This is a genomic window from Bradyrhizobium sp. SZCCHNR1017 (genome assembly GCF_032381375.1).
Taxonomy (GTDB): domain Bacteria; phylum Pseudomonadota; class Alphaproteobacteria; order Rhizobiales; family Xanthobacteraceae; genus Bradyrhizobium.
Window position 1 is genome coordinate 573,081 of the sequence record NZ_JAUHIR010000001.1, and the last position, 18,374, is coordinate 591,454.

At 64.8% G+C, this 18,374-nt stretch carries 16 protein-coding genes; 9 read left to right on the forward strand and 7 right to left on the reverse strand.

Annotated elements, in window-relative coordinates; translation table 11 throughout:
- Positions 1-147 precede the first annotated feature (147 nt).
- Both QW863_RS02785 and QW863_RS02790 read right to left on the reverse strand, forming a co-directional pair.
- Positions 148-873: a site-2 protease family protein gene (locus QW863_RS02785; RefSeq protein ID WP_315711921.1), complete on the reverse strand. Its 726-nt coding sequence runs from the start codon at positions 871-873 to the stop codon at positions 148-150.
- Complete coding sequence (locus QW863_RS02790; protein ID WP_315711920.1) at positions 870-1,724, reverse strand: DUF2167 domain-containing protein; 855 nt, start codon at positions 1,722-1,724, stop codon at positions 870-872. The genes QW863_RS02785 and QW863_RS02790 overlap by 4 nt, the downstream gene beginning before the upstream one ends.
- 323 nt (positions 1,725-2,047) lie before the next feature.
- Between QW863_RS02790 and QW863_RS02795 the strand changes: the two genes are divergently transcribed.
- A complete protein-coding gene (locus QW863_RS02795) occupies positions 2,048-2,869 on the forward strand; it encodes a hypothetical protein (RefSeq protein ID WP_315711919.1) in 822 nt (273 codons plus the stop codon).
- 80 nt (positions 2,870-2,949) lie between these two features.
- Here the strand turns inward: QW863_RS02795 and QW863_RS02800 are convergent, their stop codons facing one another.
- Entirely contained in the window at positions 2,950-3,891 is a 942-nt protein-coding gene (locus QW863_RS02800) for a hypothetical protein (RefSeq protein ID WP_315711918.1), read from the reverse strand.
- Between the two features lie 242 nt (positions 3,892-4,133).
- Complete coding sequence (locus QW863_RS02805) at positions 4,134-5,594, reverse strand: GH1 family beta-glucosidase (protein ID WP_315711917.1); 1,461 nt, start codon at positions 5,592-5,594, stop codon at positions 4,134-4,136.
- A 278-nt stretch (positions 5,595-5,872) separates the two neighbouring features.
- On the opposite strand from QW863_RS02805, the gene nthA reads away from it, so the two are divergent.
- The 4 genes from nthA (at position 5,873) to QW863_RS02825 (ending at position 8,513) form a co-directional block, all read left to right on the forward strand.
- Complete coding sequence (gene nthA / locus QW863_RS02810; protein ID WP_315711916.1) at positions 5,873-6,508, forward strand: nitrile hydratase subunit alpha; 636 nt, start codon at positions 5,873-5,875, stop codon at positions 6,506-6,508.
- Positions 6,508-7,170: a nitrile hydratase subunit beta gene (gene nthB, locus QW863_RS02815; protein WP_315711914.1), complete on the forward strand. Its 663-nt coding sequence runs from the start codon at positions 6,508-6,510 to the stop codon at positions 7,168-7,170. The genes nthA and nthB overlap by 1 nt, the downstream gene beginning before the upstream one ends.
- Positions 7,167-7,553, forward strand: coding sequence for a nitrile hydratase accessory protein (locus QW863_RS02820; RefSeq protein ID WP_315711912.1), 387 nt, complete (start codon positions 7,167-7,169; stop codon positions 7,551-7,553). Before nthB ends, QW863_RS02820 begins: the two co-directional genes overlap by 4 nt.
- 183 nt (positions 7,554-7,736) lie before the next feature.
- Entirely contained in the window at positions 7,737-8,513 is a 777-nt protein-coding gene (locus tag QW863_RS02825; RefSeq protein ID WP_315711910.1) for a hypothetical protein, read from the forward strand.
- Positions 8,514-8,565: 52 nt separating this feature from the next.
- Here QW863_RS02825 and queC read toward each other — a convergent pair whose 3' ends face one another.
- Entirely contained in the window at positions 8,566-9,282 is a 717-nt protein-coding gene (queC, locus tag QW863_RS02830) for a 7-cyano-7-deazaguanine synthase QueC (protein ID WP_315711909.1), read from the reverse strand.
- Positions 9,283-9,416: 134 nt separating this feature from the next.
- Here queC and mazG point away from each other — a divergent pair, with 134 nt between their 5' ends.
- The gene (mazG, locus tag QW863_RS02835) at positions 9,417-10,235 is read left to right on the forward strand and encodes a nucleoside triphosphate pyrophosphohydrolase (RefSeq protein ID WP_315711907.1); all 819 of its coding nucleotides are present in this window, start codon (positions 9,417-9,419) and stop codon (positions 10,233-10,235) included.
- A gap of 23 nt (positions 10,236-10,258) precedes the next feature.
- Here the strand turns inward: mazG and QW863_RS02840 are convergent, their stop codons facing one another.
- Positions 10,259-11,161, reverse strand: coding sequence for a LysR family transcriptional regulator (locus QW863_RS02840; protein WP_315711905.1), 903 nt, complete (start codon positions 11,159-11,161; stop codon positions 10,259-10,261).
- 129 nt (positions 11,162-11,290) lie between these two features.
- Between QW863_RS02840 and QW863_RS02845 the strand changes: the two genes are divergently transcribed.
- From QW863_RS02845 to QW863_RS02855, 3 genes are read left to right on the forward strand one after another with little or no spacing between them, the layout of a single operon-like run.
- Positions 11,291-12,664: an MFS transporter gene (locus QW863_RS02845; protein ID WP_315711903.1), complete on the forward strand. Its 1,374-nt coding sequence runs from the start codon at positions 11,291-11,293 to the stop codon at positions 12,662-12,664.
- A 23-nt stretch (positions 12,665-12,687) separates the two neighbouring features.
- Positions 12,688-14,373: an FAD-dependent oxidoreductase gene (locus tag QW863_RS02850; protein WP_315711902.1), complete on the forward strand. Its 1,686-nt coding sequence runs from the start codon at positions 12,688-12,690 to the stop codon at positions 14,371-14,373.
- Positions 14,374-14,389: 16 nt separating this feature from the next.
- Entirely contained in the window at positions 14,390-16,123 is a 1,734-nt protein-coding gene (locus tag QW863_RS02855) for a thiamine pyrophosphate-requiring protein (protein ID WP_315711901.1), read from the forward strand.
- A gap of 333 nt (positions 16,124-16,456) precedes the next feature.
- Here QW863_RS02855 and QW863_RS02860 read toward each other — a convergent pair whose 3' ends face one another.
- The gene (locus QW863_RS02860) at positions 16,457-18,358 is read right to left on the reverse strand and encodes an HNH endonuclease signature motif containing protein (RefSeq protein WP_315711899.1); all 1,902 of its coding nucleotides are present in this window, start codon (positions 18,356-18,358) and stop codon (positions 16,457-16,459) included.
- Between the last annotated feature and the right edge of the window lie 16 nt (positions 18,359-18,374).

Consider the following 18,374-nt stretch of genomic DNA (forward strand, 5'->3'; position numbering starts at 1 on the left):
GCGCGCGGCCCAAATATATCCGCTGCATTGCAGCAGCGGATATTCCGAGTTGAAGAGGGCCACGTCCTTACGACGAGGCGATCCCTTACGACGAGGCGGTGTCCTTTGACCTACATGAAGCTTCTCGACTGAAGCGGCGACATCAACTCAGCCAAACTGACGCACGTGCCCAAGCATCTCGTGCACGTCGTAGGTCATGACGGCGAGAAGCGCCGCGAGCGCGAGATAAGTCCCGGCATATTCGAGCTTCGTCTGCAGCGTCGTGCCATAATAGGCGACGTTCTCGGGCGCGCCGGGATCGTAGCGCCAGGCCTTCATCAGTTGCGGAGCTGCGAGGATGGCGATGATGATCAGCATCGGGCTCGGCCGATAGAGCATCAAGGCCAGCAGCATGGGAACGCCAAGCAGCCAGATGCGCGGACTCAGCACGCTGGTGACGCGGCCGCCGTCCAGCGGCGAGATCGGCAGCAGGTTGAACAGGTTGAGGAACAGGCCGGAATAGGCGATCGCAAGCAGCAGATTGCTGTCGTCCGATCGCGCCCACAGATAGACCGCAAGCGCGGCCGCGGTCCCGACCAGCGGACCGGCGAGTGCCACATAGGCCTCCGTCTCGACGTCGACCGGCTGCTCCTTGAGCTCGATCCAGGCGCCGACGAACGGGATGAAGGCGGGAGCGCCGACGTCGAGGCCGCGCTGACGTGCGGCGACGTAGTGTCCCATCTCATGGGCAAACAGGAGCGCAATGAAGCCGGCGGCATAGCGCCAGCCCCAGATGCCGGCATAGACGACCAGCGACAGCAGCATCGTGCCGCCGCTCATGGCGAGCTTCCCCCATTTCAGGCCGGAGAACAGGATCAGCAGGAGCGCCTTCACGTCGGCCCGCCCGCGTTGTCGCCGCGCGGCTTGCGGCGCAGGAAGTTCATGACAGCGGCCCCGGCGCCGACGACGGCGAAGATGATGATCTTGGCGAACTTCAGGACGAACGCACCGGCCAGCGCCAGCAGCCCGAGCTTCTTCGCGGCAACGCCGCCGACCAGCGCCAGCAATCCATATTCGGCGATCCGATCCGTGCTGGCGCTGAAATCCTCATAACGCTTGCCGGCATTGTAGGAGAGATCGGACAGCAGCTCGTGCGCCACCGCCTTGTCGCCCGCGATCCGCTCCGAGCCGGACAGGAGGTTCAGGCTGAAATAGCCGTCACGCCCGAGTGCGTAGGTGTTGTAGTTGACGTTCTTCGGCGCATCGTCGGGCTGGCCCTTCTCCTTGGCGAGCAGCGACCAGACGAGACGATGCGTCGTGGCGTCGTAGGCCGGCGGCTCGACCCAGCCGACCACGGCCATTTCCGGAAATCCGCGCGCCGCACGGTCCTTGTTCGCCTCGTCGGCGCCGGCGCGAAGGTTGCTCAGCAGATCGTCCGCGTTCCAGCTCTTGGCGTCGTCGTCTTTGATGTAGCCTTCCTTGATGTGCTTGATCACCACCATCCAGTCGTCGTTCTGGCGTCTGCCGACGACCAGCCCGACGAAGGTCGCGTCGTTGACGACGTTGCCGAGCGCGCGAAGGACCCGCAGGCCTTCGTTCTTCGGGACGTAGAAGTAGTCGGCCGGCAGCTTCAGCGTGCCCTGGTCGATCAGCACGATGTCGCTTGGTCCGTCGGTGCCCGCTTGGCTCGCCGCCTGCCAGGCCGCCATCAGTTCAGCCTTGCGCGTGGCCTCATCCAAAGGCACGGCCTGCGCGTGAGCGGACAGGACGACGAACGCTGCGCACAACATTGCGCGCGCAATGACAATCAAGCTTTGCACCGGCCCCAATCCCCCAAAAGAACGTCGGTCGGATAGTACCTCGAAGGCTCGGCAGCGCGCAACAAGAGGGCGATTCAGGCCTCTCGAAGCGATCGACTGGCGCTGCAGCGAGGGAGAGATGGTCCGAAAAGGCCCCCTCCTCGTCACGACGCTGTCTTGCTTTCGGCCAAAGCGGCGGGTCGAGTCACGTTTGAAAATTCAAAGAGAACATCGGCGTCGGCGGCGGGCCAAGGGTTTGGGGATCAGCAATGCAGTCCACACAGAACGTGCAACAGATTGATCAGAGCGAGATCGGCCTCGCCCCTGGGAAGCCCGAGAAGACAAGCTATGATCAACTGTACCGGCGGGTCCTGCGTGAGGTGCTGACCCGGATCGATACGCGGCTCGCGGCGATCGAGAGGCCCGGCGTGGCGGCGGATGCCGCGGCGGCAGCGAGCACGAGCGGGGCGGCAGACGCCGGGGCCAGCCGCTGGGCGCGGATGAAGGCACCGCTCGGCAGGCTGCGCGGGCGCAACGCCGTGGGTCTCGCTCTGCTGGTCGTGCTGGTCGGTGGCTCGGTCGCCTGGTCGCAGCGCGACGCCGGCACCTCGCTGATGGACCGTTGGATGCCGGGCGCCAGCGAAGCTCCGCAGGACGAGGCGTCAGCCCAGCAGGGTAGCGAGGATGCCATGATGTCGAATGCCTCGCTGAGGGGAGCGGAAGACACCACCGGCCCCCGCGAGCCCGCGACGTTGATGCAGAGGATGGCGCGTGACATCGCCGATCTGCAGCAGGGCATCGAACAGATCAAGTCGACGCAGGATCAGGCCAGCCGCGATCACACCCGCGCCATCGAGCAGCTGCAAGCCGGCCAGGATCAGCTGATGCGTCTGGTGTCACGAATGTCCAACCAGTCGGTGCAGGCACGCGGCACGGTGCCCCCAGGCCCGCCCCAGCAGATCATCGTGACGCCGCAGCAGCGGACCACCACGGGAATGGCCCGGCCGCAGCCGGCGCAGCCGCAGGGCTCGACGTTCGGGACACTCTTTACCCGCAACACCTCGGGCATTCAGCCGCCGATGCCGCGTTGATGGTGTGATCGGCCGTGCTCACCGGTGGCGGTCTTGGCCGCCGCCGATGCGCGCTTGCCGATCGGCCCCTTATCTGCCTCTTACGAGCAGGTGTGAACGCGCCCGTCGTAGCCGCGGTAGGTGCCCTTCTCCGCGTCATAGGTGCGGAAGCTCTTGCAGTTCACACCCCGCCTCTTCGCCTCCCGCTTCATTTCGCTCTTCTGTTCGCTCTTGGGCTTGCGGACGCGTTGCTCGCGCTTGGCGGGCTTGGCGTCGTCCTCGGCATGTTGGGCATGCGCGTGGCCGTGCCGTCCGGGCTTGGCCGACGGGGACGCGGTGTCCTGCTTCGCAGCCGCCTTCCCCGGCGTGGCCGCGGAAGAAGCTGCGGCCGGCGGCGCGGATGTCTTGGGCTCGGCCGGCGCAACCGCGGGCTTCACCTCGGCGGCGGCAGCCGGCTTTTCGGCGGGCGCCGCGGCTGCGGGCTTGCTCTCCGCAGCCTTCTCTTCGGCTTTCTCCGGTGCGGGCGCGTCCTTGGCGACGGCGGCGGGCTGAACGGCCGGAGCGGGCTCTGCCGGTTTCGACTCGGTCACGGCCGGCTTCTGGCCGACGTCGGTGCCGGAGTTCGGTTCGACCTTGGTCTCGGATTTGGCCTCGGCCGGCTTGCTCTCGGCCGCAGCATCCGTCGCGGCTTTTTCGGTTGATACTTCGTCCGCCGGCTGCTGGCTCGCGCTGTCTGTGGCCTGAACGGGCTTGGTGTCCGCAGCGGCTGGCTCGCCGGGCTTCTCGGCCGTCTTCTCAGGCTCGGCCGCAGGCTTGCCGGCGGCATCCGAGGGCTGCTCGGCGGGCCTGGTTTGAGCAACCGCGGGTTTCGGCTCGGACTCTACGGGCTTTTCGGCCGTCGGCGCGGCAGACTGCTCCGTGGCGGGCTTGGCCGCATCGTTCGCGGCTCCCTGGGCCCAGGCGCTGGAGCCAGCGATCACTCCGAGGACGCAGAACAGAACGCCCGCGCGGACGGCTGGCGGACAAACAACGGAAACTTGCATGCTGGAAAACTCGCTTGAGGGGCCGGCAGATTGCCGGTTTACGTCATCTGCAGCCAGCTTTCGCCACGAAAACGGCATGCGCGCAAAAGAGTCGCACGAGGTGTGCTTTCCGCATCATGGATTTGCAATCGCGACGTGAAGGCCGGCGCGCCGACACTCAATGCGTCGGATGCCGACGGCACATCGGCCGCCTGAATGGCGCGGACCGCGCCCGGCGGGACCCCGGGTGGCGTCGCGGCGCTTCACGCGCTCACGGCGTTGCGGCTGATCACGTGATGGTAGTACGACGCGCTGAGCTTGGGCGTGCGCACCTGGGTGTCGAAGTCGACGTGATAGATGCCGAAGCGCTGCTTGTAGCCGAACACCCACTCGAAATTGTCCAGCAGGCTCCACAGGAAGTAGCCCTTCACGGGCACGCCCTCGGACGTTGCGCGCTGCAGCTGGGCGAGATAGTTGCGCAGATACATCACGCGGTCGAGGTCGTGGACCTTGCCATCGGCGGTCAGCTTGTCGTCCGAGGAGGTGCCGTTCTCGGTGATGTAGATGGTCTGGAGATTCCAGATCTTGGCGGCGAGCTTCGGCACCCAATAGGCCGTCTCCGGACCGACCAGCAGCCAGGGTGAGCTCATGTGCGGGAACGAGGACGGCATCGGCAGCACGTCGAATCCGGCCGCGCGGTCCGACGCGACGACATAGGCTTGCGGCGCGTAGATGTTGAGGCCGACGAAATCGACCGGCGCCGAAATGATCTTCAGTTCGTCGGCGGTGAATTTCGGCGCATCCTTGCCGGACCACGCCAGGAAACCCTCCGTGTAGCGCCCCTCGAGGATGACGTTGAGGAAGCCGGCATTCAATTCGCGCGTCGCGATCTCGGCGGCGCGGATGTTCTCCGGCGTGTCGATCGCCGGCAGGCAGGCCGTGATGTTCTCGGCCATGCCGACGCGCATGCCGGCGCGCCCGCCGGAGCGGATGGCCTGGACGGCGAGACCGTGCGCCAGCGCCACGTGATGGCGCGCCTGGTTGACCTGCTGCTGCGGCAGCTTCAGCCCGGGCGCGTCGACGCCGAGGCCATAGCCGAACGGAACGAAGCGGCCGCATTCGTTGATGGTGAAGATGGTCTTCACACGGTCGCCGAGATGCTCGGCGACGTAGCCCGCATAGTGCGCAAAGGCCCTGGCCGTGTCGACCGAGAGCCAGCCGCCGACCCGGTCCTGCAGCGCCTGCGGCAGATCCCAATGATACAGCGTTGCGTACGGCGTGATGCCGTTGGCCAGGAGCTCGTCGACGAGGCGGTTGTAGAAGTCGAGGCCCTTCGGATTGGGAGTCAGCCCCCCGTCGGGAAACAGCCGGGGCCAGGCGATCGAGAACCGATAGGCCCGGCAGCCGAGCTCCTTGATCAGCCGCACGTCGTCCTTGTAGCGGTTGTAGTGATCGCAGGCGACGTCGCCGGTGCTGCCGTCCTCGATGTTGCCCTGCAAATGCGTGAACACGTCCCAGATCGACGGCCCACGGCCATCGGCCGTGGCCCCGCCCTCGATCTGGTACGACGACGTCGCCGTCCCCCACACGAAATCGGCGGGAAACCGCCGCCCGGCATCCTCCTTCACCGCGCCCTCCTCCGCTTGCGCCGGGCCATTGGCCGCCCCGAGGGCGGCCAGCCCGGCCAGCTTTGCAAGATCACGGCGGGAGACGTCGTTCGGCATTGATGAACCTCAAACCTCTGTTGCTATCGTGCCCGATCGGGACGGCGAAAGCATCACGAACCATATCTGCGCTCCGATTTGAACAGCCCGAGGTGGCGGCAAGGGAGCGGCCTCGATCACATCTGCGTCCGGAATGGGCGCGTCAATGACCGACGGCGCCGCGCTCGGCATTGTGACCGCCGCACGGCTCCCGCAGCGTTGAAACGCGACTGCTCGCACCGTCGGTTTGTAACGTCCTCGGCTCGACAGCGGTGCCGGATTACGCCTATGGTTGTGCCATGACGGATCACGACCACCATCACGACCATCCGCACGATCACTCGGACCTGTCCGAGACCGATCTGCGGGTCCGCGCGCTCGAAAGCATCTTGACCGAGAAGGGATATATCGATCCCGCTGCGCTCGACGTGCTCATCGAGACCTATGAGAGCAAGGTCGGTCCCCGCAACGGCGCCCAGGTCGTGGCGCGTGCCTGGACCGACCCGGCCTATCGGGCACGCCTTCTTGCCGACGCCACGCCGGCGATCGGCGAGCTCGGCTATGCCGGCCGCCAGGGCGAGCACATCGTGGCGGTCGAGAACACGCCGGATCTGCACAACATGGTCGTGTGCACGCTGTGCTCCTGTTATCCGTGGCCCGTGCTCGGCCTGCCGCCGGTCTGGTACAAGTCGGCGCCCTATCGCGCCAAGGCGGTGAAGGATCCGCGCGGCGTCCTGAAGGATTTCGGCTTCGACTTGCCGCCGACGACGAAGATCCGGGTGTGGGATTCGACGGCCGAGGTCCGCTATTTCGTGCTGCCGATGCGTCCCGCGGGGACCGACGGCTGGAGCGCGGAGCGGCTCGCCGAGCTCGTCACGCGCGACAGTATGATCGGCACCGGCCTGCCGAAGCAACCGAACGAGGTAGGCCGCTGATGGATGGTGCGCATGACATGGGCGGCGTCGCCGGCTTCGGTCCGGTCCGCCCCGAGCCGAACGAGCCGGTGTTTCACGCCGAATGGGAGCGCCGCGCGTTCGCCATGACGCTGGCGATGGCGACCCCCGGCGGCTGGAACATCGACATGTCGCGGTTCGCGCGCGAGAACCGTCCGCCGGACGACTACCTCGGCATGAGCTACTACCAGATCTGGCTCGCGGGCCTGGAACGGCTGATGCAGGAGCGGCATCTGGTCGACGCCGATGAGATCGCCGCCGGCAAGGTGCTGCATCCGGCCAAGCCCGTCGCCAAGATCCTCACTGCAGATGCCGTCGCGCCGACACTGCGTCGCGGTGGCCCGACCGAACGCGTGGCGACGCAGCCGGCGCTGTTCGCCGTCGGCGACAGTGTACGGGCCAAGGACATCCATCCGTCGACGCACACGCGGCTGCCGCGCTACGTGCGGGGCCATCTCGGCCGCGTCGCGGCGGTCAGAGGCATGCACGTGTTTCCGGACAGCAACGCCCATGGCGGCGGCGAAGATCCGCAATGGCTCTACACGGTGGCGTTCAGCGGTGCCGAGCTGTGGGCCGATGCGCCCGATCCGCTGCTGGAGGTTACGGTCGACGCTTTCGAGCCCTATCTGGAGCCAGCCCGATGACACCCGACCGTGAGGCGGCGGTCGTGGCGACGCGCGCCCTGCCCGGCATTCCCGTCGATGACAGCGGGCCCGTATTTCGCGAGCCGTGGGAAGCGCACGCCTTCGCGATGGCCGTCACGCTGCACGCCCGCGGGCTGTTCACCTGGCCCGAATGGGCCGCCGCGCTCGCGGAGGAGATTTCGCGCGCGCAAGCGGCCGGCGACGCCGATTGCGGCGATACGTATTATCGACACTGGCTGGCGACGCTCGAACGCCTGGTCGCCGAGAAGGGCGTCACCTCCGCCGATGCGCTCGCGCGCTACCGCGACGCCTGGGATCACGCGGCCGATCGCACCCCACATGGCAAGCCCATCGAGCTCCGGCCCGAGGATTTTGCCGGCTGAGCGTTTCGCAAGGGTCGCGAGGATGCTTAATGCCCGGTGAGCGGGCGATCCTGCTTTTGATGGTGCGGTCTTAACGGCCGGCTATTCATGCCGCGAACAGCCGTATTCGTTCGAAATTGAACATTCATCAGTGCGTCCGTAGCGTCCCGCATCTTCTTTGCCGAAGTTGAGGGGACGTTGAAAATGCCCGCGCCAGAGTTCGCCACCATCGTCGACACGCTCGCCGGCGTGCGTCAGGACTATCATGAGAAGCTCAAATCGATTCCGCAATACGAGGCCTTCCTGCTGATCGAGAGCTCGACCGAGAAGGCCGCCGGAGCCCTGCACGGCACCGAAGCGTCGGGCTCCTCCATCGCCACCGACGTGATCGACTCGCTGCAATATGCGCGCAACCGGTTCGAGCAGCACATGGCCTCGATCCCGGAATATCGCGTGCTGGTGGCGATCGACCGCGTGATCAAGGAGATCTCGCAGCATCTCGGCCTCGCGCCGCATGATGATGCGGCGGCCACGGAGAGCCTTGCCGCGGCCGCCGAACAGCCCGCCGAAGCCGCCGAGGCGGCGGCCAGCGCTGCGAGCGCCGACACGGATGCTCCCGCCGAAGAGGCCGTGGACCCGGCGCCGGAGCAGGCAGAAATGGCCGAGGACGAACCGGCCGCAGCCGCACCGGTGCCGGTCGAAGCCGAGGCCCCGACCCTGCGTGTCGTCGACAAGCCGGTGAAGTCGCCGTCGATCGTGCCCGCCGATCACGACGGTGCCGCCCACGACGACGACATCGTGGTGCTGAACGCGCCTGCCTGGGAGAAGAGCGGCAAGGACGCGAATCACGACATTACCGCGCGCCTCGTCGCGCAGGCGGCCTCCACCGCAGCCAATGAGGCCGATGACGGCCACGACCTCGCCGATGCGGATCTCGTCATCGTCAGCCAGCGTGAGCCGTCGGACAACGAAGCCGCCTGAGCGCTCGCCTGTCGCGCAACTCTCCGCGGGGCCCGAGGGCCCCGCTTCCGATTCAGGATGGCCCGCCCGCCGCGATGTATTCGCGCCATCCTTTGGCGCGCAGCTCGCAGGCGGGACACAGTCCGCAGCCGTGCCCCCAATCGTGCCGCGCACCGCGCTCGCCGAGATAACAGGTGTGCGACCGGTCGCGGATCAGGTCCACGAGCCCGGTGCCGCCGAGATCATGCGCCAACTGCCAGGTCGCGGCCTTCGACAGCCACATCAGCGGCGTGTGCAGCTCGAACGCGCGCGCCATGCCCAGGCTCAGCGCGCTCTGCAGCGCCTTGATGGTTTCGTCGCGGCAGTCAGGATAGCCCGAATAGTCCGTCTCGCACATGCCGCCGACGATGTGGCGGATGCCGCGGCGATAGGCGAGCGCCGCCGCAAAGGTCAGGAACACCAGATTGCGGCCCGGCACGAAGGTGTTGGGCAGGCCGTCAGCGCCCATCTCGATCGCGACGTCGCGCGTCAGCGCCGTCTCGGAGATCGCAGCCAGCGTTGGAATGTCCAGCGTGTGGCTGTCACCGAGCTTGGCCGCCCAGTCGGGACGCAGGCGCGCGATGCCCTCGACCAGCCGGTCGCGGCAGGCGAGCTCGATCGCATGGCGCTGGCCGTAGGCGAATCCGATCGTCTCGACGCGCGCGAAGCGGTCGAGCGCCCAGGCCAGGCACGTCGTGGAATCCTGCCCGCCCGAGAACAGCACCAGGGCTGTCGTGTCCTGCTCACTCATGGCCCCCCGCTTAGCATCATCGACGGGTCGGGCCAACCCGCGGAGCGATCCCGCGTAATCGCCCTTTTTGCTGGGAGCCGCGCGCGGCTTGGGGCATACAGGACACGATCGAACGATGCTGTCAGGACCTGCCCATGATCCCCTCCCGCGACATCTCACGCCTGATCGAGATCATGGCGGCGCTGCGCACGCCGGTCACCGGCTGCCCGTGGGATATCGAGCAGACGTTCCGGACCATCGCGCCCTACACCATCGAGGAAGCCTATGAGGTGGCCGACGCGATTACGCGCGACGATCTCGACGATCTGCGCGAGGAGCTCGGCGATCTCCTGCTGCAGGTGGTCTATCACGCCCGCATCGCCGAAGAACAAGGCGCATTTGCATTCGGCGACGTCGTCGAGAGCATCACGACGAAGATGATCCGCCGCCATCCGCATGTGTTCCCGGACAAGGACGGCAACGTCACCCAGCCGACCAAAGGCACATGGGACCGCATCAAGGCCGAGGAGAAGGCCGAGCGCGCCGCGCGGCGGCCGCCCGAGGCGCAGACGGGCAAGTCCTCGCTGCTGTCGGGCGTCAAGGCCGGACAGCCTGCCCTGGTCCGCGCGATGGAGCTGCAGCGCAAGGCCGCGACCGTCGGCTTCGACTGGAACGATCCGCGCGCGGTGTTGCAGAAGATCCGCGAGGAAGCCGACGAGATCGAGGCCGCGCTCGACAACAAGGATGCGACCGAGCTGACCGAGGAGACCGGCGACCTCCTGTTCGCGCTGGTCAATCTTGCCCGCCATGCCGAGGTGGATCCGGAGACCGCATTGCGGGGCACCAACGCCAAGTTCGAGCGCCGTTTCGCGCACATCGAACAGGCGCTGACGGCCAAGGGCCGTACACTCGAACAAGCGTCGCTCGACGAGATGGACGAATTGTGGAACGAGGCGAAGCGACTGGAGAAGTAGCGTCCCCGTCTCCGAAGCCGTGATCAGCCGCCCTTCCGCGACAGCACGGCCTTTGCGATCTCGACGAAGCGCTGCGCGGCCGGCGACAATCCAAAGTCGGCGCGGCTCAGCAGCGAGACATGCCGATGGATCGTCGGCTGCGACAGCGGGATCGCGGCAAGCGTCGGAAATTGTGCCTTCGGCAGCATGTGCGCGGGCAGGATGCTGATGCCGGCGCCCTCCGCCGTGAGCGCCAGCGCGGTCGTGATCAGCGACACCTCCCACGCCGGCTTCAGCGCCCGCCCCGTCTGCGCCAGCGCTTCGTCGATCTGACGGCGGATGCGCGTGCCGTGACGCATCGTGATCAGATCGGAGCTCATGATGCCGTCCCATGTCAGACGGCGGTGCTTCTCGAACCGGCCGTCCTTGATGCCGATGGCCGAGAGCGGACTTTGCATCAGGGTGTCAATCCGGACCTCCGGCACGCCGTCGTCCTCGACGCTGCCGAGGCCGAACTCCGCATGCCCGGCCATCACGATCGCGAGCAGCTCGTCAGGCGCGACATCACGCAGATCGATCCTCACCTCGGGATGGCGCGATCGAAACGTCGCAAACACGCGTGGAAGCAGCGCCGACGCGACGCCCGCTGAGACCGCGATGGAAATTCGGCCGGCCTTGATCTCGGCAAGGTCGCGCATCCGCTGCGACAGCCCCTGCGTCCCCGCCAGGATGCGTTCCGCGGCGGTGATCGCCTCACGGCAGGCCGCCGTCGGGTGCAGCGCCCGCGTCGTGCGATCGAACAGCTTGAGCTGAAAGTTCTCCTCGATCTGCCGGATCAGCAGGCTGATCGCCGACTGCGTGACGCGCAGCTCGGCGGCGGCCCTGGTGATGCTGCCGAGCCGATACACCAGGACCAGGGCCTCCAATTGCCGCAAGGTCGGGGGCATTAGCTTTCCTCATGAATGAATGAGAATTTTGTGGCTAATCGAAAGAGTTTGATCATGCAACATATTTGCAAACAGCCGGCGGCTGCTGCGAAGCGCGCCAGGCAACAACAAGCACATGGGGAGGGACATTTGACGCAAGCGATCAATCTCACGCGCTACGTCGACGATCGGCCGCTGTCGGGCTTCCAGATCAGGGTGATCTGCCTGTGCGCGCTGGTCGTCGGGCTCGACGGCTTCGATGCCCAGGCGCTCGGCTTCGTCGCCCCTGCCCTCAGCAAGGATCTGCATCTGGCGCCGGGCGCGTTGGGGCCCGTGTTCGGTGCGTCCCTGTTCGGCGTGATGATCGGCTCGCTGGTGTTCGGCGCGCTGGCCGACTATCTCGGGCGCAAATGGCTCGTCGTCGCCGGGGTTCTCGTGTTCGCGCTGGGATCGCTGGCGACCACCCAGGCCACCAGCGTATCCGACCTCGTCATCATTCGGTTCCTCACCGGCCTCGGGCTCGGCGGCGTCCTGCCCAACACGATCGCGCTGACCGGCGAATATTCGCCGCAGCGTCGCAGGACCCTGTTGATCATGCTGATGTTCATGACGGTGTCGCTCGGATCGGCGATCGGCGGAGCGGTCGCGGCGAAGCTCATCACCGCCTATGGCTGGCAGATCATCTTTCTCATCGGCGGCATTCTGCCGCTCATCCTCTGTCCGGTCCTCATTATCTGGCTGCCGGAATCGCTCTCGCTGCTGGCTCTCGACGACAACAAGAATGATCGCGTGCGCGCGCTGCTGAGCCGGATCGATCCGTCGGACCGCCTCCCCGCCGACGCGCGCTTTACGATCATCGAGGAGAGCGGCAAGGGCTTCCTGCTGCCGCAGTTGTTCACCAAGCGGCGCCTGCTCCCGACCCTGCTGCTGTGGGTGATGTTCTTCATGAACATGATGGACATCTATTTCCTCAACAGCTGGCTGCCGACGCTCACACATGGTGTCGGGCTTGACGTCCAGGCGGCGATCGCCGTCGGCATCGCCTTCCAGCTCGGCGGCATGCTTGGCACCGTCGGGCTCGGCCTGCTGATCGAAAAGTTCGGCTTCGATCGCGTCCTGTTCGCGACCTACGTTGCCGGCTTCCTCTCGATCATCACCATCGGTATCGCGGGAGCCTCGTTGCCGATTCTCGTGCCGGCCGTCTTCATTGCCGGCGTCGCGGTGATCGGCGGACAGATCGGCTGCAACGCCTACGCGGCGCGCATCTATCCGACCTACATCCGCGGCACCGGCATCGGCTGGGCACTGGGCATCGGCCGCTTCGGCTCGATCCTCGGCGTCACGATCGGCGGGTTGATGCTCGCAGCGAAATGGGACGTGTCCTCGCTGTTTCAGGCCAGCGCGGTGCCGCAACTGTTCTCGGCACTGGTGATCCTGGGCCTTGCCGTCCTCGGCATGCGCGGCAGTCTTCCGACCGCCGACGACACACAGCGGGATGCGCTTTCGACAGCCGAGCGTGCCTAGGTTCAAAGCAGAAGAGAACTGACATGAAGACGATTCAAACCCAGGTGCTCATCGTGGGCGCCGGCCCGGTCGGACTGACCGCCGCCATGGATCTTGCCTCGCGCGGCATCGACGTCGTGGTCGCGGAGATCAGGCGCGCCGGAGAGCCGCCCAACGTGAAGTGCAACCACGTCTCCGCGCGCTCGATGGAGGTGTTCCGCCGCCTTGGCATCGTCCAACAAGTGCGCGAAGGCGGCCTGCCGGCCGACTTTCCCAACGACTGCGCCTATCGCACCACGGTCGTCGGCCGCGAGCTGACGCGCATCCCGATTCCGTCCCGCAAGGACCGCTATACGGCGACCGGTGGACCCGACACCGATTGGCCGACGCCCGAGCCGCCCCATCGCATCAACCAGATCTATCTCGAGCCCATCCTGTTCGCTTGCGCCGAGGCGCAACGCGGCATCACGATCCTGAACCGCGTCGAGGTCGATCGGTTCGACCAGGATGAAAACGGCGTGATCGCGCGGGCACGCGATCTCGACGCCGGCCGAGACATCACCATTTCGGCCGATTATCTGATTGGCTGCGACGGTGGCCGCTCCGCGGTGCGCAAGCTGATCGGCGCGCGGCTCAGCGGCACCGATGTCGTGCAGCGGGTGCAGTCGACCTACATCCATGCCCCTGCGCTGAAGGACCTGATCACCCAGAAGCCGGCCTGGATGACGATGTCGCTCAACCCGCGGCGCTGCGGCACCACCGTCTCCATCGACGGCCGCGACAACTGGCTGATCCACAACCACCTCGCGGCCGAGGAAGTCGAATTCGACAGTGTCGATCGCGATTGGGCGTTGCGCACCATTCTCGGTGTCGACGACCGTTTCGAGTACGAGGTCATCAGCAAGGAGGACTGGATCGGACGCCGCCTGGTGGCGGATCGCTTTCGCGATCGCCGTGCCTTCATCTGTGGCGATGCGGCGCATCTGTGGATTCCCTATGCGGGCTATGGCATGAATGCCGGGATCGCCGATGCGGTCGACCTGTGCTGGATGCTCGCCGGCGTGCTGCACGGCTGGGCTGCCCCTGCCCTGCTGGACGCCTATGAGGCGGAGCGGCAGCCGATCACCGAGCAGGTGTCGCACTTCGCGATGAACCATGCGCTCGCCGTGATGAGCCAGCGACGCAGCGTGCCTGCCGAAGTCGAAATGGACGGCCCCGTGGGCGATGAGGCGCGCCGCAAGGTGGGACAGGCCGCCTACGACCTCAACGTGCAGCAATATTGCTGCTCCGGCCTGAACTTCGGCTACTACTACGACCGGTCACCGGCCATTTCGTACGATGGCGAGACGCCGCCGCCCTACGGCATGGGCCATTTCACCGCGTCGACCGTGCCGGGCGCACGCTCCCCGCATGTGTGGCTCGCCGATGGCCGCTCGCTGCTCGACGCGCTCGGCCCGGCCTATACGCTGGTCCGGTTCGATCCAACCATCAATACCGAGGCGCTGGTCGAGGCCGCAGCCCGCCAGGGCGTTCCCTTGACGCTCGTCGACGTCGACCGGGCCAAGGGCGGCTACGACTTCGCTGACAGCCTGCTCGTGGTGCGACCGGATTCGCACATCGCCTGGCGCGGCGCGGCCGCACCTCAGGAGCCCGACGACCTGTTGGACCGCCTGCGCGGCCTCACAACCCAGGCTGAGGCCGTGCGCCGTGACAATGCCGTCGTCGCCTGATCCTCGCCAGCGCGCCATGACACGCCACACCACCGCGCACTACTTCCTCGAGGCGCTCGTCGAGAGCGGCATCGACTACATCTTTGCCAATCTCGGCACCGATCATGTCTCGCTGATCGAGGAACTTGCACGCTGGGACAGCGAAGGTCGACGGCACCCCGAGGTGATCCTGTGCCCCCACGAGGTGGTCGCGGTGCACATGGCGATGGGCTATGCGAGCGCGACCGGCCGCGGTCAGGCCGTGTTCGTCCACGTCGATGCCGGCACGGCGAACGCGTGCATGGCCATTCAGAACGCCTTTCGCTACCGGCTGCCGGTGCTGCTGTTCGCTGGGCGGGCTCCGTTCGCGCTGCATGGCGAGCTGCCGGGAGGACGTGACACCTACGTCCACTTCGTGCAGGAGAGCTTCGATCAGGGCAGCATCGTGCGGCCCTATGTCAAATGGGAATACACCCTGCCGTCGGGCGTCGTCGTCAAGGAGGCGGTGGCCCGCGCTGCCGCGTTCATGCACAGCGATCCGCCCGGCCCGGTCTACATGATGCTGCCGCGAGAAACCCTTGCCGAGACCTGGGACGAACAGGCGATGCCGGCCTACCCGGCCGCGCGCTATGGCAGCGTCAAAGCGGGAGGCATCGAGCCGGAACGCGCGCAGGCGATCGCGGACGCGCTGATGAAGGCGGACAATCCGATCGCGGTGACCGCATATCTCGGACGCAGCGCCGAGGCGGTTTCTGTGCTGGAGCGACTGGCGCTGGTCTGCGGAATCCGGGTCGCCGAGTTCAATCCCATCACGATGAACATCTGCCAGGACTCCCCTTGCTTTGCGGGCGCCGATCCTGCCGCGCTTATTGCTGGCGCCGATCTCGGACTGCTCATCGACATCGACGTCCCCTTCATTCCGCAGATGCTGAAGGCGGCCGATCGGCTGCGCTGGATCCAGATCGACATCGACGCCCTGAAGGCGGACATCCCGATGTGGGGATTTGCCACCGACCTCCGCATTCAGGGCGATTCGGCCGTCATTCTTCGGCAGGTCCTGGAGCTCGTCGTCGCACGTGCCGACGATACATATTTGAGGAAGGTGCGCGACCGGATCGCGAGCTGGCAGCCAACCCGCAAGGCCGCGCATGCGAGACATACGTCGGCGGCCGCGCAGAAAGGCTCAATCGGCGCGATCAACCCGGCCCATTTGTTCGCGCGGCTGCAGGCGCATCTGTCGGAGCACGACATCGTTGTCAACGAGGCGGTCCGCAACGCGCCGGTCCTGCAGCAGCAGCTTCGCCGCACCAGGCCGATGACCTATGTGGGCCTGGCGGGCGGCGGCCTCGGCTTCAGCGGCGGCATGGCGCTCGGACTCAAGCTCGCCAATCCCTCAGCGCGCGTGGTACAGATCGTCGGCGACGGCGCCTATCATTTCGCCGCGCCGGATTCCGTCTACGCCGTAGCGCAGCAATATCAGCTTCCGATCCTGACCGTGATCCTCGACAACAACGGCTGGCAGGCGGTGAAGGCTTCGGTTCAGCGCGTCTATCCGGACGGCGCGGCACAGCAGACCGACTCATTTCTTTCCCGGCTCTGCACCGGCCGTCAGGACGAGCAGCGTCGTCTCGCCGACATCGCCTGCGCATTCGGCGCCCATGGCGAGCGGGTCGACGATCCCGAGGCGCTCGATAAAGCCATCGAACGCTGCATCGCAGCCCTCGACGGCGGGCGCGCCGCGGTGCTGCACGTCGACATCACGCCGCTTTAGTTCGATCGATCGCGACCAAATGGCGCGGTCTGATCCGGCGCGATGGTCAGTTGTGCAGAGATGTAGACGACCAGTGCGGCCTACCCACAGCAGCAAACAACAATCCGCTCCGCCACGACATCACGTTTGACGCTATCAGCGCGTACTGCTCCTTCTGCGCAGTACCTGTGACGATTGGCAAGAAGCCCAGAGGGATCGAGGCCACGCTTCTTGACAGTCGAGCGGTACCAACGACGATCTACAACACCTCCTTGCCTACATCGAACTCGTCCCTGCAAACGAGGTCACTCTGGACGTTGTCTTGCCTGAAGGTGTCGACAGCTGTGGAATGCATCATGCCGAGCTTCGAGACAGACCAGGTAGATTTTCCAATCTGGCTAGGGACGCTTCTAGATCAGCGATTGCGCTCCCATATCGCGCGCTTGCCACGCTCCGGGCCCTAAGCAGGTGCGCCCGCGCTTCCTCCAGACGCTTCACATGCAAGCAGGCCCGCACACGGGCAGCATGTATCGGAAACCTATGCCCTCCATAGCGACTGGCGCGTTCGAAAAACCGCATTGCGAGATCCAGATCAGATCTACAACGAGCAGTCAAAGTGCCTAGCATCGTCCAGAACTCTGCTTCATCGACACCGAAGAGCACGTCGTGGCCGAACGCGTCTTGTCCAAAAAAGCGCCGCCGCGCATCCGTCAAGATGTTCGCGAGTTGGTTCGGAGCTTCGAGATCAGTCTCAAACTTGGATAACAGATTAATATCGAACCACTTTTCATCCACAATGGACCTGCAAGCAATCCAAGCCTTGAAATTGTGGGCATGATCGAATCCCTGACGCAATGCCTCCGAAAGAAACGAGAGTGCATCATTCACAATGGTCAATCCTCTGCTTCGATCTTGCGAATATGCAGCAGTCGAAGCCTCGCCTATGACGTGTGCCACACGGCTCAACGCAGGACGAAATCCGAAATCGATGCCCGTCCAAAATGCGTCTATCGACTTGGTATATTGAAATGTTTGTCGATAGAAGATTGGACGATATTTCGCAGCCGCGCCGTACTCTAAAAGCTCGGGGCTTTCTAAGGTTTGGCCTATAGCGGCTATTCGTTCATCGTACTCCGCGACCGACCTCAGGGGGAGCAATCTTGCTTTCGAGTATTCCACGAGCAAAGACTGCAGCAACGCCGACGAGGATCTAACGAGAGAAAGGCTGCGTTTCGCGCAGCGTTCAGCTTCGCTGAACGAGCGTTCTTGATGTGATTGAAGTCGCTGCAAGCGACCTCGCCACCTGACCACGGATGACTTTACAATTAAACTATACGCCAATGCGTCACGATCGTCAGCTGAACTACTGACGGAATCGAGCTTGTCGTTCAGCGACTTCGCCAGCGTTAGCTTTTTCTGTGCATCGAATACACCGTATTCATCCCTTAAGAAAAGCAGCATAAGCGAAACCGCGACGGGCACTTTTCGCGGGTCTACTATCGTTTTCAGTATAGCGATGCTCGCCTGCAGCCCCTTCTCCCATCGAGACGAGGAATAGTCGTTCTCCAACGACGTAGTTTTGAGCTCAAGTCGCGCCAGCTCCACCCATTGCACGGCAGTTTCAACCAAGGGATTGAGCGCAATGTCGCCCAGGACACGCTCTGCCTGCCGGAGAAGACTGCGCCCCTCTTTTGGTCCACTCAGGGTCGCCTCATTCATCAGGTCATATATTCGACCGACCCTGACATCTTGCGCCAACTCGTGGTGGTCGAACCTAAATGGACTACTCTGAAACAAGTCGTCCACGAATCTGGCGACGTGACGAGCCTTGTTAATGACCATCTGGAAAAGAATCGCCGGCGGGTATTCGCTCGGCTTCTCTTGATCGATCAGGTGATGGTGCTTTCGGCAAAGCAACATCAAGTTGTTTTCAGAATCGAGATCGACGTGCGGAAACGACGCCTTGAATTCGGATCGACTACCCTCATTCACCGGCAGGATGTGACAGAGTTCGCCGATCATCTCGATGTGCCCATTGGACCATCTTGCTGCGATTTCCCCACAAGCCCCGTACTCACAGCGGCCAATCGATCTCATAAAGATCGAGGTTCGGACACTCTGTCGGATTTTTTCTCTTGAGGCCATACGCGTAACCCGCATGTCGCTCGACAAAATAATCTGATTTAGACGAAAGGCGCTTCTGAACGGCGTGGCTGTTGGCAGCTCTTGATACAAGGCAATATTGAGAATTAACACGTTTTAGTTGTAAGTT

Coding starts and splice junctions, on each gene's coding strand:
- QW863_RS02825 (WP_315711910.1), top strand. CDS start 7,737: ATGCCCGCGCCAGAGTTCGCCACCATCGTCGACACGCTCGCCGGCGTG.
- QW863_RS02850 (WP_315711902.1), top strand. CDS start 12,688: ATGAAGACGATTCAAACCCAGGTGCTCATCGTGGGCGCCGGCCCGGTC.
- QW863_RS02820 (WP_315711912.1), top strand. CDS start 7,167: ATGACACCCGACCGTGAGGCGGCGGTCGTGGCGACGCGCGCCCTGCCC.
- QW863_RS02855 (WP_315711901.1), top strand. CDS start 14,390: ATGACACGCCACACCACCGCGCACTACTTCCTCGAGGCGCTCGTCGAG.
- queC (WP_315711909.1), bottom strand. CDS start 9,282: ATGAGTGAGCAGGACACGACAGCCCTGGTGCTGTTCTCGGGCGGGCAG.
- mazG (WP_315711907.1), top strand. CDS start 9,417: ATGATCCCCTCCCGCGACATCTCACGCCTGATCGAGATCATGGCGGCG.
- QW863_RS02800 (WP_315711918.1), bottom strand. CDS start 3,891: ATGCAAGTTTCCGTTGTTTGTCCGCCAGCCGTCCGCGCGGGCGTTCTG.
- QW863_RS02840 (WP_315711905.1), bottom strand. CDS start 11,161: ATGCCCCCGACCTTGCGGCAATTGGAGGCCCTGGTCCTGGTGTATCGG.
- nthB (WP_315711914.1), top strand. CDS start 6,508: ATGGATGGTGCGCATGACATGGGCGGCGTCGCCGGCTTCGGTCCGGTC.
- nthA (WP_315711916.1), top strand. CDS start 5,873: ATGACGGATCACGACCACCATCACGACCATCCGCACGATCACTCGGAC.
- QW863_RS02805 (WP_315711917.1), bottom strand. CDS start 5,594: ATGCCGAACGACGTCTCCCGCCGTGATCTTGCAAAGCTGGCCGGGCTG.
- QW863_RS02795 (WP_315711919.1), top strand. CDS start 2,048: ATGCAGTCCACACAGAACGTGCAACAGATTGATCAGAGCGAGATCGGC.